The following is a 15,591-nucleotide window of genomic DNA, read 5'->3' as shown; positions in this document are numbered from 1 at the left end:
AGGTTAGTTGATGATTAAGCCTGTGATAGTGTTCCTTCACAGGCTTAATAGCTTCAACTTTATACCCATTCCATTATCCATTAGCAGGAGTAACGTTTTTTGCCATGGCTGGTTGCGACCGAGGTAATACGCCTAACTTACTGACAGTCCATAAACACACTGCCGTTACCAGCATCATGCCAACTTGGATCCCGATGACACCATGATAACCGCTTTGCCATAACGCTATTATTTGCTCAGAAAACAACAACCAATCTGCCAAAATTGTAATGGCTAATATACTACTGGTGAGCAAAAGTAGCTGGCTGATATGACGCTTAATATCGGTCACTTTTATACTACACAACATAACGAGCAATAGTGACGTTACAAAACACCCCACTAACCATTCACTTCGCCCTGATAAGGTTGCAGGTAATAGTCGTTCACACAAAAATCCAACTGCTGTCGCCACAATAATGCCACCACAGCCACCAATCGTCATCGCGGTTACGATAGCAATACTGCGCGGTGAAGACTGGCGCTGAGCGCTGCGCTTATTTATCCATAACATATTGCCGGTAACAATCATCGCACTAATAGCCATCGCCAAAATAAAGTACAAAATACGGATGTCTAAGCCGGCAAAGTTACTAAAATGCAATGTCACTAGTACATCTCTACCCTGGCGGAACACATTGTAGTTATCGGCATTAACCTTATCCATCACAGTGCCATCCTGCACCCGATAGGTCACTTCATCTCGTTGAGCAAAATTAACCGTATCGGTACCACGCACTTGTACTAAGGCATTTTCAGCACCGTAATGGTGGAAAATAATATTACGTAACTCAAAATTCGATTGCTGTGTAGTGTGTTCAATTAAAGTAAACGCATTGCTCATATCCAGTGACGTTTCACTTCGCGGTTCGCTGCTACGGTTAAGACCGGCATCGTTAAACAATGCTTGTCGATCGCCCTGATAAATAAACACCACAAAAGCCAGCTGAAACACTATGGCCAAGTTAAGGATCAAGCCGCTTAGGGCATACATCAAGGTAAAAGGCAGTGTCATCACCCCTACTACGGTATGGAGATCGAGTAATTTATCCCGGCGCTGTTTATCAACGCGATACAAAAAGAAATGTTTCAGTAATTTACGCGCATGGATAAAAATGCCAGACACGAGTGCAAATAGAAAAATCAGCGTCACGACACCAATAAGATAACTGCCACCGGGTAGATCGAGGTTGTAATGCAGACGGTACATAAATTGCGATAAGTAAAAGTCATCTTTGCCCGCTACGGTTTCGCCGCTTTTAGGATCGACCAATATCGCCATCGACTGGCGGTCCGATTGCGGAGCATCTCCAAACACATCGAAGTAAAAAATATAATAAGGTACTAGCTCAGTCGGCATATTTATTCGAAAACGGCCAGCTTGATCTACTGGGTATTCAGCAAACTTTTGCTGTACCAGTTTCGCTAAAGGAATATCTGCTTGGGTATTATCGACTGGATGATGAGGCGTAATGGCCCACTGGGCGATTTCATCGTGAAACAAGGTCACCGCGCCAGCCCAAAATACCAAAAACAGTAAAGGTGAAATAATTAACCCAAGCCAACTGTGGGCTTCGATGAGATTTTTAATGACTTTGTGCTGTACCGGAGAATCAGATTTCATTGAGTTATTCATGACTTAGGTTTGAAAAAAATAGTTAGTTTTGCGAATAAAATAACAACGTATTGATAAGACTACTGGCCACAAGCCATTTGGCGCACACGACACTCGCCGCTTTTGCGCTGTTGCGGCTATAACAAAATGTCATCACCCCAACCCACACACAAAAACCCAGCATTAGCCCAACAAATAGTTTTACATCTACAGCAGCCGGTAATATTCGAAAAACAATGAGCATTAAACTGATTGCCAGTAATAACCCCCATAAAAATGCAGCAATAGATTTAGGCCACACGGTTATTTAACCCCAACAAGGAGGATACTGACAAACAACGCAAAGCCTAGCGAACTGACCCAGATGCTACGACCTTTATAGTGCGAGGCCACCAGCACCAGTAGTATCCACATGGTCATCATGCAAATCAGCACCACTAAACTGGCGACGAATACACTGTAAGTATGGCTAAACCCCCACACTGCAAATAACACCGCTAAACCGCATAAGCACCAAGCCAGTAATTTGGGAAAAGGTAAACTAACAAGCTGCTGTTTGTCAGATGCCAAATAGGCAAACAAGCAACCAAGCCATAAAGAAGCTACACTGACAAGTTCCATCTATTTCGATCTCCGGCCATTTAACGCAAATGATAATGATTTGCATTAATTATCCAGAATATCTTTGCCAAATACAAGTTGATTGTGCTCAAGCCTTTAGAAATAGCAGTTTGAATGTGCTCTAACAGCGCTGTAACGATATATTGTGGCTTAATCATGGTTATGGAAATTATCATGGTCAACAATCATATCGAGGGAAAACAATCGCCGAGGCAAACAACCACAATATTAAATAGCTGTTTGGCGATGAAATAAGCTGATCACCGATGAGCAAATAGTCGATAAACATCGACATAAGCCTTAATGGCTAATAACCACTTTTTCATTAATGTATCCAACACTTTATGAATCTGGCATTGGCGCTCATTTTAATCATAGATCACTAAGATTAACGCAACATAGTAGCAACCTTGAAAACTCTGGATTAACAGTGGATTAACTAAAGCTATTTATTTAACAATCCTCATGTTACTCGTCTGCACAGTGCTGTATTATTTTATTCTAATACAGTAAAAGATCCGTCAATATCAATGCTGGACAAAGGGCCATCCCTTGCTTAGGATTAATATTTGACCAATCACAATAATAATACAAAGTCGAACAGGGAATGTCAGATGAAATATTCCCTTCTCTATCTCATTTTTTATTTAAAATAAGGCAATGTAATATGCTAAAGCGCATCGTTTACAGCGTATGTGGCGCAGCTATTGTTGGACTAGCTATATTCAGTATATATGCTTGGCACCCTGCAATTGATCCCGTCGAATCAACTCAAACAGATTATTCTCCACACGTTATCGAACAAGGTAAAATGCTTGCTTCTGCAGGCTATTGCAGTACTTGTCATACACCGCCAGGTGGCACTCCTTATGCTGGTAACTATGAAATGCATACTGACTTTGGCACCATTTATTCAAGTAACATCACTCCAGATGTCGAAACCGGTATTGGTAGCTGGTCTCAAGCTGCTTTTGCTCGCGCCATGCGCAAGGGTGTGAGCCGCGATGGACATCATTTATTGCCTGCGTTCCCTTATGAACACTTTAATAAAATGACCGACGATGACATTAACGCGATTTATGCTTACATCATGACGTCTGTTCCGGCGGTTAACCAAGCAAAAAAAGACAACGGCATTCCGTTTCCGCTCAATATAAGATGGTTTCAAGCGGGTTGGAAACTGCTGTTTGCTGATACCCAATCTTTTGAGGTCAACAGCCAACAATCTGCCGAATGGAATCGCGGTGCTTACTTAGCGGAAGGTATTGCTCACTGTGGTGCATGTCATACTCCACGTAATGCATTGGGCGGCGAAAAGTACGCACAAATGTACCAAGGTGCCGCCATTGATGGTTGGATAGCACCATCGTTAACCTCTACTAGCACTTCGCCTATCCCATGGCGTGCACAAGACTTTTACGAATACCTTACAACCGGTAACTCGCCTTACCATGGTAGCGCGGTAGGTCCAATGGCGCCGGTTATGCACAAGGGCTTATCAGCTCTTCCAGACAGCGACATAGAAGCCATTAGTGGCTACTTTGCTGAAATTGCCCGTACCAATAACACCGACGATCCAGACTCAAGTAGCACGTTACAAGCAGCAATAGCGGCACAACATCAACAACCGGATCTGCGGATTGATGAAGGTGCACGTTTATATGCGGCAGCTTGCCAAGCATGCCACTACAACAGCGACCAATTAGTTAAAGGCCGCCCATTAATTACTATCGGCTCGGCAACACATCTTAATGATCCAACTAACCTGATTAACGTAATACTGGATGGTGTGCGCAGCGATCAAGGGATTAGCGGCGTTGTAATGCCAGGCTTCCGTGATGCACTTAGCGATGAAGACATTAGCGCAATTGCAGCTTATTTGCGCCAAACAGCTGGGGAAAACACCTGGCCTAAATTACAACAACAAGTGGGCGAGATCCGTAATCAACCCCGATTTGAGCACTAACTTCACTGGAGAAGTGACAATGGCAAAATTTATTTTAAACGGCAAACCGATGACTGCCGATGTAGAGAGTGATACTCCTCTACTGTGGGTTATTCGTGATGAACTGGACATGACTGGCACCAAATTTGGTTGTGGTATTGGTACCTGTGGTGCCTGTACCGTCCATGTTGGCGGCCGAGCTACACGTTCATGTATAACCCCTATATCGTCAGTTGAAGGAGCCGAAATCACTACGATTGAGGGGCTTTCTGAAAAGGGTGATCATCCATTGCAAATTTCTTGGCAAAAACTGCAGGTACCACAGTGTGGTTACTGCCAGTCGGGCCAAATTATGCAAGCTGCAGCACTACTAAAAGACATTCCTGAGCCTTCAGACAAAGACATTGACGCTGTGATGGGCGGAAATTTATGTCGTTGTATGACCTACGTTCGTATTCGCAGCGCCATTCATGAAGCAGCAAACGCAATCAAGGAGAGCAACGATGAGCAGACTGCCTAAACGTGGATCGGTGGGTATAACCCGCCGCGGTTTTTTAATTGCCATGACAGCGGTAGGTGTCAGCTTTGGTTTTCCTCGCCATTTGATGGCGGCAATGGATCCTGCTAGCCCTGACGGTAAAGTACTCCCAAGCGAAGGTGACATTTACGAACCGTCTTTATGGTACTCAATCGATACTGCCGGCAAAATTAAAGTCAACATTATGCGCTCAGAAATGGGCCAACATGTCGGTACCGCTATTGCTCGTATTCTTGCTGATGAACTGGAAGCCTCATGGGATGATATTGAAATTATCCATGTCGACAGTGATCCACGCTGGGGTTACATGGTTACCGGCGGCAGTTGGTCTATATCACAAAGTTGGCCGGTTTACCGTCAAGCCGGTGCTGCGGGTCGTACAGCGTTAATTGAAGCTGCAGCTAAAAAATGGGGTATTGCAGCTAAAGACTGTAAAGCCAGTAACGGTAAAGTTATCTCAAGTAAAGGCGAGCTGTCTTACGGTGAATTAGTCACCATGGGCCTAACGCGTCAGTTTACTGAAGAAGAACTGAAAACCCTGCCGCTGAAGCCTAATGCCGATCTTAAACTGGTTGGCCAACAGGTGACCTCTCTTGATATCGCCAACAAGACCAACGGTAAAACCATATTTGGTATCGATGCGAAAGTTGATGGCATGGTGTACGCCAACCCTATTTTGCCCCCTACTCGTTATGGCTCTAAAGTAGTTAAGTTTGATGACTCTGCAGCAAAAGCAGTAAAGGGTTATCAGCAAACTATTGTACTAGAAGATGCCAGTGGCAGTGTACCAGGTTGGTTAATGGTTATCGCCAGCAGCTTTAATGCGGCCCAAAAAGCCTCGAAGCTGGTAAAGGTGACATGGGATGCAGGTAAAACGGCCAACGTGTCTGAAGCAGACATTATTGCTCATGGTAAGCAATTACTTGGCGACCAAACCAAAGGCAGTATTTTAGACACAGGCAATTCTGACACTGGGCCTGTATTTGCGAGCGCGAAAAGTACCATTGCAGAAGAATATATCACCAGCACAGTACTCCATGCGCAAATGGAACCGCTTAATGCCTTGGTATTTAAAAACCAAGACGGTATATGGGAAGTGCATTCAGGTTGTCAGTGGCAATCACTTACTCTACCCGTATTGGCCACAGCATTAGGCGAAGAAGAAGCAAACATTGTTATTCGTAGCTACATGTTAGGCGGTGGCTTTGGCCGCAGACTTAACGGCGATTACACCATTCCTGCGGCGTTGACCTCTAAAGCATTAGGCGGTAAACCGGTTAAAATGGTGATGATACGTCCACAGGACATGTTATTTGATAGCGCGCGTTCTGCATCAGTTCAACAACTCAAAATGGCATTTGATGATAAAAAAGCGGTTACCGCAATGGAACATCACGCCACAGCAGGTTGGCCAACTCAAGTATTAGCGCCAGGCTTTATGCCTAAAGGCACCAATGGCGAACCGTATGATCCGTTCTCGATTGCCGGAGCAGACCATTGGTACACTGTTGGTGCTCAAAAAGTACGCGCGGTATCGAATGATCTGGCCATTGCGACCTTCAGACCAGGTTGGTTACGTTCTGTTGGACCGGGTTGGACAAGCTGGGCAGTTGAAAGCTTTATGGATGAAGCTGCCCATCACGCGGGTAAAGATCCATTGCAGTTCCGCCTAGACATGCTCATTGCCGAAGGCCGAAATGCTGGTAGCACACCCGTTGCTGAAGGTGGCGCGGCTCGCCAAGCCGCAGTATTGAAAAAAGCTGCTGAGATGATTGGCTGGGGCACTCCGCAAGCCAAAGACACAGCGCTTGGCATTGCATCAACCTTTGGTCAAGAACGTGACATGCCAACATGGGTATCGTGTGCAGTACAAGTTCATGTCGACAAAAGCAACGGTATTGTCAATGTGCAAAAGCTTTATATTGCCATCGATGCCGGTATTATTGTTGACCCTAATGGTGCTGAAGCTCAGTGTCAGGGCGCGGCATTGTGGGGATTATCGATGGCCTTGTATGAAGGTACTGAACTGCTTAATGGTCAGTATAAAGACTCAAACTTCGATACCTATACCCCGCTGCGCTTAGGCCAAACTCCAGAAGTTAAAATCGAGTTTATCCCGAGCAAAATGCCACCATCTGGATTAGGTGAACCGGCAGTAACCCCTGTTGCTCCAGCGATTGCCAATGCAATCTACAATGCAGTCGGTGTACGTTTACGTAAAATTCCGATGAAGCCTAGCGACGTGAAAAACGCGTTAACTAACGCGTAATTTATCTGCTTTAACAGCCCAGTCTTAGCGATAATGACTGGGCTTTTTTATGTTTGCTGCACCTCATCGTTATCATTCTTTAGACTGAGGGATAAATAATTTTATTTCCCCCGACTCGATTTAAAAAACGTCAATAAAAATAGTGGACAAGCTTTGTCCATCCAGCAGCAGAGTCATAGCACCGGTTAGCTTGTTACCAAAAAGTAACGTTTTTCCTTTATAATTACGCCCAAGTATCGTCACATTGTTGAGTATCCTATGCCGCAAAGTCCACCTGTCAATTTAGAGCCCATCCTCTTGGATGCATTAAAACTCACTCCAAATTGTTTCGGTGTACTCAACCAAGATAAAGAAGTTATCTACTGTAATCAGCACTTCGCCAGCATCTTTGGCACTACCACAGAAGATGCTATTGGCAAAAAATCAGGCGATTTATTACGCCACGCTTGGGGAACTAAGCAAGGCGTTATTATCAATACTGATGATTTTGAACAATGGCTGGAAAATCTGCATAAACTGCATTCAGAAAAGGCTCTAAACCAGTATGAAACAGATCTGTCTGATGGGCGTTGGTTTAAAATGACCAGGATTAACTTAGACAGTGGTTACACCATTATTATGGGCGCAGATATCACCAACCTAAAACAGGCACAAACATCACTAGAACAAGCACATCAACAAATCGAAAGTTTAGTGAATACAGATCAACTAACTGGGGTGCATAATCGTCGCTCATATAACCAATTAGCAAAACAAGAATGTGCCAGAGCGATCAGATTTAACCAACAGTTATCCTTGTTGGTTATCGATATCGATTACTTTAAAGTGATTAATGACAATTTTGGTCATGAGGGTGGAGATAGCATACTTCAACAGTTTGCCCAAATATGCACTGATTTACTGCGCCAATCAGATTCATTGTCCAGAATCGGTGGTGAGGAGTTTACCATCATCTTACCGATGACCGACGGTGAAGGTGCAATGATCATTGCTGAGCGTATTCGAGAACATATTGCCAAACACTCATTTCATACCACTCAAGCAAATAGCAACATTAACGTTACTGCGTCTATTGGCGTAAGTTCATTAACCGCCGGAGACAAGGTAATACAAGACCTTTTTAGCCGAGCAGACATGGCTATGTATTGCGCCAAACGCGGCGGCAGAAACCAAGTACAGCAAGCACAGACTGTATAATTTGGTTTCATCTTGCCACCATTATTGAGAAAAACGTTTAAACCCTGGAGCTCATAAAGTCGAGGTTAATGTCCTTCTGTAAACAAGTAATTTAACCAGCCCTGCATTCTTAATAATACCTTTCTCATTACCGCAACATGGCTAAAATGATCGGTATAAATAGCCACTTGCCCTGCGACACCTGCTGGCAATGATTGTCTTATTGCGTCATCTTCTAGCTCAATCAACACCAATACTCGACCGCGTTGAAACAACTTATTCGATGACTGTAAATTTCCGCTAAATTGAATTTCACCTTCTGCCATAGCTGGGAGTATTTTGGCAACTTTGCCTTTAAACACTTGTCCAGGCATGGCATCAATTATCACTTCGGCTTCATCACCTTCTTTAAGACGTAATAATGAGTTTTGCCAAAAAGCGCCAGCAAAATATCTCGTCTCATCTGGAATAAACGTCAGTGCTGGGCGCAAAGGTAAAGGCACAGCCATAGCGCCTTTTCGTAGCGCTAATTGAGTCACTACACCATCCGCAGGCGCTCTGACGACTGTTTGCTGTAAGTCATATTCAGCCTTAGCGAGTTCAGCTTGTAGGCCTGCTACTTTGGTATTGACGCCATCAATATTCGACTCATATGCCAAACGAGTCCGCAGCCCCTCAGCTAAAGCGGCATCTAGTTGCGCTGATGAAGCTATGTATAATTGGCGACGATTGTCGAGCTCAAGCTCAGTAAACGGTGAATTACGCCCCGCTTTTTTGCGACCGTCTTCATAGCGTCGATAGACTGATTCTGTACGATCTTTATCTGCTGTTGCTTGTTCAACTTTAGCTGCCGCTATTTGAAAAGCGGCTTCAAGTTGTGGTACTTGCAGTTCTGCTTCTTTTAGCGCCGCTTGTTTTTGCTTAACCATTGAAAGGTAAGGTGTAGGGTCAATTTTAAATAACACCTCACCTTCTTTTACTGGTGTATTTGGCTTAACATTGACTTCGATAACCAATCCTTTAACTGCGGGCACAATCGGAATAGTGACAAAATACTCGCGAGCAAACCTCGAATAGGGATGGTTATAATTCATTAAAATTAATAAAGTACCAATTAATACAATTCCGCCAAGAATAGCTGTCGGCACAGTCCATTTGGTTAACGGAATTTTAAATACTTTAAAAACTGCAATACAAAATGCGGTATAAGTCAGTATCAGTAGTAAGTCCATGCTTAGGCCTCTTGTGAGTGTTCATCAGAAACGGGAGGAGTCGTGACAGCAGAACGTTGCTCTAATAGCGACAAACGATCCGTTAACGCTGTGACATGATTCATTAGCTCTTTAACTTCACCCTCGAGTATCAATTCTCGCTTTCTCGAATCACTAAATCCCCAGCCTCTATCTTCTCGATATAACGTGGCCCAAATCCATAAAAATGGCCAAATGGCATGCAATGTAAATAAGCTTACCCAACCAGCAATATGCAATGCATCTTGCTGTGGATGATTACGTTTTTTCGCAATCTCGTAAGGAATATCATGAATCGCAATAATGCCGTAAAAAATAAATATCACGACAAAAAATATAATCCCTAGCGCAAAATAATCTAAAAACATATCTGCTCCCAATTTCAATTTATTATCATCAAAGTGTCTTTACTTAAATAAACAATGAACCTATTTTTAGTATAGAACTGATTACAAAAAATACATTGAAACTGTTGCAACAACGAAGAAACTAAGCAGATTATCTATTTTATAGTCATTGCCTCCATTACTTATTTGCACGAATTAATGCAGTAATCATGGCAACTTTGACGTTATTTATGCATACAAAAGCCCACGTTATTGGCTAACGCGGGCTTTAGATAATGTAAGCAACAATGATTACCACCTAGTCTGTTGCCATTTTTTGCAAAAACTCAAGTCGCTGCATTTCTTGCTCATCGGGTTGCCATGGCTCATCAGATAACGACTCAACCGCAAAATCACCTAACTCGTAGGCAGGTTCCTCACTGTGGCCGTACTGAGTTAACTCACCGGGTACTGCAGGGCGGCGCTCCAATACAAATGTACTCAGAACATAAGGGCCTTTATATTGCGCTAACACCCCTTTATAGGCTTTAAGATCCAGCACCACAGAGCCTTCAGTCAGCTTGTCTGAACCCGTTAGCAAGGCAATCGGCTGCTTATCTGCTGTATATAGATTGGCCCGTAAACGATAATAACCCGCTTGCTCAACATCCAATTTAACTGGTATCAACATATCACTGCCTTCAGCGCGGATATCCTCCACTCCGGTTATGGTTGCCGTAGGATGACTATATTCTATGCCTGTTTTTAACGTTTGTTTTTTGCCCTTAGCGCTAAAGGTAACACTGACCTCCATTGGACCATTCCAATCGTCTTCAGCATTCAGTTGTATCGCCCATTTTCCATCGGCACCTAGCATGGTTCCGCTAATGAATGGCTCCGATCCACTTGTAAGCTCACTGTGTAATACTGCACTTGCCCCAGTAACAAACAAGCCATTCACCTCAAGATTAATAACCACTGGTTCAGGAAAACTAAAACGATACTTAGGCAACACTATGCTGGCACTGGCTCCATCTTGGAGCTGCACCAGCTGAGGAATGTAAGCATTGGGGTTAAGTAAATGTGTATCATCAACCGATAAAGGCATTGAGTAAGATGGCAACTCAAGTTCGCTAGCATAAGCCTCTGCCATAAGCTGAAAACTATCACTGATCGGCTGTGGAAGTTTTTCAACCACGGTCATCGTTTTAGTTTGCATGTGTTTTACTACTTTCGGTTTGGTTGGCGCGGTATCATCTTGCTCGATAACGGCCGCACTCTGAGGTGGCTCAAGTGCCGACTCAGAAGTGTAAACCCAAAACCCTACTGCCGTAGCGAGTAGGGATATTGTTATAATGATTTTTTTATATTTCATATACGCTTAGTTAGCAGCCTGATACACAAGTGCTGACATGCTGGTTTTATTCGAATGATTAACCACTCTATAACGTGAACTAAATATCCACCAGCCACGTTTTTCATCATAGGTGCTGAATTGTAAGTTATCGCCATTGAGATAATTGGCACGACTATTAGCAGAAGTTACTTCATCTTTAGCGCTATTTAAAATAGTGTCGCCATGGCTATAACCTTCACTCATCAACATTGGATAGTGATAAGGCATAAATCCGCTCGGGCCATTAGTCGAGGTGAGCTTGCCATCAAATGCCACATTGCGCGAACAACTGTTGTAACTGCCAACGGCCGCAGCACCACAACTAGAATGGCTGGCAACAACGCCATCATCTTCGCCGGGTAAAAATGCCCCTGTCACACCGAGAAAGTCAGAGCCTGCCCCAGCAAAACGTAAACGTGGCACTCGGCTTTCAGGAAACGCTGCCAATTGGCGTGCAGTATTTACGCGTAAATCATTCAATACCCCAATATTGGATGACGATGGCAGTTCTCCTAACCATAACGACACAGCTAGTTTTAATGTTGCATCTATCAAACCTGAACCACTGGCGACATTAACCGCCAAATCAGCCAATTCAACCCCACCACCCGCGCCAGAAAAGTCAAATGTGGCGACAATATTAAGCGGCTTTAAACCTGCGTTTTGCAACCATAGAGCTTGGTTATCAATAATATAGCGCATCACTAAATCGCCAGTAGAATGGGTCACAAATACACAACCGCTGGCACATGTCCCCTCACGCGACAACTGTTGCAATTTAGGCCACACATATAGACTGGTTATTTTATTGGCAATACGCTCTTGCGATGGCCAATCAATGCGTGCATCAGCGCGATCACGCCAATATTGCGCCCAGTACTCTGAACCATTGTCAGTTACCTGTGTACCTGTCGGCTTACTTTGTAAATTATCCGGTTGAAAGCCATGCACTAACACTACTGGGTAGCTACCAACGGCTGCTTGAGCTGCGCCAGTTAATAAGCCTGCCAACAGTAAAAGTATCGATTTTGTCATTGGGTTGTCCTCTTATTTTATCTGCTGCAGCGCCAACAGCACTGTTAACAGAACTTTATTATTTTGTTACTCATATTGGATTTTTTATTACAACTCCAACATCAACATAGAGCAGAATCAAAACAATGCAACCACAAAAATTCGGCCTATTTATTGTCAAAATAGACCGAGTGTTTGAATTAACAGATAACAATTTAAACCGACTAGCATTCCGATATTTAGCGGTAGGCAATAACAACTCAAATGGGACGTTATGGTATTTGACACAGATGTTTTAAGTAATTACTCAAACTTGTAAAAAAATTTAACCGAATGTTGGCGTGGCTATCTTATGAATAATATCAATGAGTGATATCGATGAGTAAAATCGATAGCTAGAGTGGTGATAGCGTGATGTGCATTGATCCTAAATTGAATACATAAGAAGCAATACAAACGACCACAACCTCTGCATACGCAGCGTGGTTAAATAAATGACTGCTCTATAGTGTGTTCTAGCTATGGTTTATGGTGGCGAAAACAAACAAGCCCCGCCGATGAATATCAACAGGGCTTGGTTACTAATATCTACCTCGATGCTATCGAAATAAGTACTTATCGTTATGCTTTTATAGCTATGCTTTTTTAGCTGCTATGGCTGCTTGCACTTGATTGATAGCGGTGCCACCTAATACATCACGTTTTTCTAAACACGCTTCAATCGTAAGGTTTGGATACACATCATCGCTAATCACGTTGGCAAATTTTTGTAGCTCAGCCACGCTTAAGTCTTCAATCGGCTTTTGCTCACCAATGGCAAATACCACCACCTCGCCGACTACATGATGTGCTTCACGGAACGGCATGCCTTTAGCCACAAGATAATCAGCAAGTTCGGTTGCGTTAGCATAACCTTGTTGCGCGGCGACCAAAGCTTGTGGGCGATTCACTTTTAAGCCCGACAATACTAATGCTGCCATGTCTAAGCAAATAGCCCAACTGTCGACTACGTCGAACAAGCCTTCTTTGTCTTCTTGCATGTCTTTGTTGTACGCCAATGGCAAGGCTTTCATGGTCGTTAAAATACCCATTAAGCTGCCATATACACGGCCGGTTTTACCACGAATAAGCTCTAAGGCATCGGGGTTTTTCTTTTGTGGCATTAATGACGATCCAGAAGTGACTTCATCGGCTAACGAGATAAAATTAGCTTCGCCAGAGTTGAAGAAAATTAGGTCTTCAGCCATGCGGCTTAAATGCATCATGCTGATTGATGCGGCGCTGCATAATTCAACTACGTGATCGCGATCAGACACACTGTCTAAACTGTTTAAGGTAGGGCGAGCAAAGTTTAACGCTGCCGCTAACGCGTGGCGATCAATCGGATAAGCGGTACCAGCTAGTGCGCCAGAACCTAATGGACATGAATCGGCACGGCTTAATGCATCTTGTAGGCGGCTAATATCACGCTCATACATTTCAACATAAGCCAGCGCCCAGTGACCAAAAGTAACCGGCTGTGCACGTTGTAAATGGGTGTAACCCGGCATAACCGCATCGACTTCACGCTCAGCTAATGCAATTAACTCTGCATGCAATGTACCTAAACGTGCGAGTAATGCAGCACCTTCTTTTTTGCACCACAGCTTTAAATCTGTGGCGACTTGGTCGTTACGCGAACGGCCCGTGTGGAGTTTTTTGCCTAAATCGCCCACTTTGGCAATCAGCTTTTGTTCAACAAAGCTGTGTATATCTTCGGCGCCGTTGCTGATAATCGCTTGTGGATCATTACCCACTTCCACCAGCAATTCATTTAAAGCTGCTTTTAAATCGATACATTCTTTTGCAGTAATAATACCGACGCTAGCAATGGCATCTGCCCATGCAATAGAGCCGACAACGTCTTGTTCAAATAAGCGGTAATCCACTGGCAGTGAGTCATTAAACAACTTGAAAAGTGCACTGGTTTCGCCCTGAAATCTTCCGCCCCATAACGCCATGTCGGTATCCTCTGTTTTGAAAACTGTTTTAAGAACTGGGTATTTAATAATATAGCTGTAAGTCTTATTCTCTTTCTTGTAATAACTCTCTGTTTGCCAAAAGTCATTATAAGAAAGGCGCTTTTCAGCGCCTTTATATCGTTGGCGTAAAATCTATTTAGTGTTTAGCGCGCGAATACGGCTCGCTAAAGAATATAAACGGATAAAGCCTTCAGCGTGTTTTTGATCGTATACGTCATCTTCGCCAAACGTTGCGAAAGCTTCTGAATACAAGCTGTTTGGCGAACGTTTTTTAACGGCTGTCGCTTGGCCTTTATACAGCTTAATCACTACATCACCATTAACCGATTCTGCTAATGATTCTGACGCTGCGATAAGTGATTTACATAAAGGGGTAAACCAACGACCGTCGTACACTAGGTGCGACATTTGCCCAGCAATTTGCTCGCGCCACGTACGGCTAGTTTTGTCTAAAACTAATTCTTCAATGGCACGCAGACCAGCAAACATTACGGTGCCGCCCGGGGTTTCATAACAACCACGAGACTTCATGCCCACTAAACGGTTTTCGGTAATATCGATACGACCTACACCGTGTTTGCCAGCAATGTCGTTTAGCTTCATGAGTGCGGCATATGGCGATAATGCTTCGTCATTTACATGAGTCACACGACCATGCTTAACCGCTAATGAGACATATTCAGGCTCGTTTGGTGCGTCTTCTGGTGCTACGGTTAATGTCCATACGCCTTTTGATGGCTCGTTCCATGGATCTTCTAACTCGCCACCTTCGTGCGAAATGTGCCATGCGTTGGCATCACGGCTATAAATTTTGGTCGCTGAAGCACTGGTTTTGATATCACGCTCTGCAAGGTAAGCCAATAAGTCTTCACGGCTACGCATTTCCCACTCACGCCAAGGCGCAATCACTTTTAAGTCTGGTGCTAATGCAGCAAAACAACCTTCAAAACGAACTTGGTCGTTACCTTTACCAGTACAGCCATGACATACCGCGTCAGCGCCGACTTTACGGGCGACTTCTACTTGCGCTTTAGCAATAATAGGACGCGCCATTGACGTACCTAACAAGTATGTACCTTCGTAAATAGCACCCGTTGCAATAGTTGGGTAAATATAATCAGCAACAAACTCTTCTTTTAGATCGACGATATGGCACTCAGAAGCACCTGACGCTAAGGCTTTTTCTGTTAAGCCAACGAGCTCTTCTTCGCCTTGGCCTACGTCGGCACAAAATGCGATGATTTCGCAGTCGTCATAAGTTTCTTTTAGCCACGGGATAATAGCCGAGGTGTCTAAACCACCTGAATATGCCAATACCACTTTTTTAACACCGGTTTTTTTCACTGCATTAGACATGTTTATTTCCTAAAATCGATTACGT

Annotated in this window: 13 protein-coding genes; 4 read left to right on the top strand and 9 right to left on the bottom strand. The window is 43.8% G+C overall.

Translation table 11 applies throughout. The features are described 5' to 3' along the window. Nucleotides 1–73 precede the first annotated feature (73 nt). The 3 genes from AAEY97_RS03085 to AAEY97_RS03075 are packed head-to-tail and all read right to left on the bottom strand — an operon-like array spanning nt 74 to nt 2,275. Nucleotides 74–1,663, bottom strand: a complete 1,590-nt coding sequence (locus AAEY97_RS03085; RefSeq protein WP_350996514.1) for a PepSY-associated TM helix domain-containing protein — start codon at nt 1,661–1,663, stop codon at nt 74–76. 34 nt (nt 1,664–1,697) lie between these two features. Continuing rightward, nucleotides 1,698–1,955, bottom strand: a complete 258-nt coding sequence (locus AAEY97_RS03080) for a hypothetical protein (RefSeq protein WP_101084831.1) — start codon at nt 1,953–1,955, stop codon at nt 1,698–1,700. Nucleotides 1,956–1,957: 2 nt separating this feature from the next. After that, complete coding sequence (locus AAEY97_RS03075) at nt 1,958–2,275, bottom strand: hypothetical protein (RefSeq protein WP_101084830.1); 318 nt, start codon at nt 2,273–2,275, stop codon at nt 1,958–1,960. A gap of 667 nt (nt 2,276–2,942) precedes the next feature. Here AAEY97_RS03075 and AAEY97_RS03070 point away from each other — a divergent pair. The 4 genes from AAEY97_RS03070 to AAEY97_RS03055 all read left to right on the top strand — a co-directional run bounded on the left by AAEY97_RS03070 (nt 2,943) and on the right by AAEY97_RS03055 (nt 8,224). Further along, nucleotides 2,943–4,241, top strand: coding sequence for a c-type cytochrome (locus AAEY97_RS03070; RefSeq protein ID WP_350996511.1), 1,299 nt, complete (start codon nt 2,943–2,945; stop codon nt 4,239–4,241). Between the two features lie 19 nt (nt 4,242–4,260). Then, nucleotides 4,261–4,740: a (2Fe-2S)-binding protein gene (locus AAEY97_RS03065; protein WP_101084828.1), complete on the top strand. Its 480-nt coding sequence runs from the start codon at nt 4,261–4,263 to the stop codon at nt 4,738–4,740. After that, nucleotides 4,724–7,027, top strand: a complete 2,304-nt coding sequence (locus tag AAEY97_RS03060) for a xanthine dehydrogenase family protein molybdopterin-binding subunit (RefSeq protein WP_101084827.1) — start codon at nt 4,724–4,726, stop codon at nt 7,025–7,027. The genes AAEY97_RS03065 and AAEY97_RS03060 overlap by 17 nt, the downstream gene beginning before the upstream one ends. 258 nt (nt 7,028–7,285) lie before the next feature. After that, nucleotides 7,286–8,224: a sensor domain-containing diguanylate cyclase gene (locus AAEY97_RS03055; protein WP_350996508.1), complete on the top strand. Its 939-nt coding sequence runs from the start codon at nt 7,286–7,288 to the stop codon at nt 8,222–8,224. Nucleotides 8,225–8,289: 65 nt separating this feature from the next. Here the strand turns inward: AAEY97_RS03055 and AAEY97_RS03050 are convergent, their stop codons facing one another. The 6 genes from AAEY97_RS03050 to AAEY97_RS03025 all read right to left on the bottom strand — a co-directional run bounded on the left by AAEY97_RS03050 (nt 8,290) and on the right by AAEY97_RS03025 (nt 15,566). Further along, complete coding sequence (locus AAEY97_RS03050; RefSeq protein ID WP_101084825.1) at nt 8,290–9,435, bottom strand: HlyD family secretion protein; 1,146 nt, start codon at nt 9,433–9,435, stop codon at nt 8,290–8,292. A gap of 2 nt (nt 9,436–9,437) precedes the next feature. After that, nucleotides 9,438–9,821, bottom strand: a complete 384-nt coding sequence (locus AAEY97_RS03045; protein ID WP_123778793.1) for a DUF3302 domain-containing protein — start codon at nt 9,819–9,821, stop codon at nt 9,438–9,440. A 277-nt stretch (nt 9,822–10,098) separates the two neighbouring features. Continuing rightward, entirely contained in the window at nt 10,099–11,154 is a 1,056-nt protein-coding gene (locus tag AAEY97_RS03040; protein ID WP_350996505.1) for a hypothetical protein, read from the bottom strand. A gap of 6 nt (nt 11,155–11,160) precedes the next feature. Beyond that, nucleotides 11,161–12,210 (bottom strand): hypothetical protein, encoded by a 1,050-nt coding sequence (locus AAEY97_RS03035; RefSeq protein WP_350996502.1) that lies wholly within the window; start codon nt 12,208–12,210, stop codon nt 11,161–11,163. Between the two features lie 614 nt (nt 12,211–12,824). Further along, nucleotides 12,825–14,189 carry an argininosuccinate lyase gene (argH, locus tag AAEY97_RS03030; RefSeq protein WP_162022035.1) on the bottom strand — a complete coding sequence of 455 codons (1,365 nt, stop codon included), beginning with the start codon at nt 14,187–14,189 and terminating at the stop codon, nt 12,825–12,827. 153 nt (nt 14,190–14,342) lie between these two features. Beyond that, nucleotides 14,343–15,566, bottom strand: coding sequence for an argininosuccinate synthase (locus tag AAEY97_RS03025; RefSeq protein WP_335692039.1), 1,224 nt, complete (start codon nt 15,564–15,566; stop codon nt 14,343–14,345). Nucleotides 15,567–15,591 lie beyond the last annotated feature (25 nt).

Origin of the sequence: Shewanella sp. TB7-MNA-CIBAN-0143 (genome assembly GCF_040310065.1) — a bacterium.
Classification (GTDB): domain Bacteria; phylum Pseudomonadota; class Gammaproteobacteria; order Enterobacterales; family Shewanellaceae; genus Shewanella.
The sequence above is the reverse complement of the archived record's forward strand: the minus strand, read 5'-3'. Positions and strand labels throughout refer to the sequence as shown.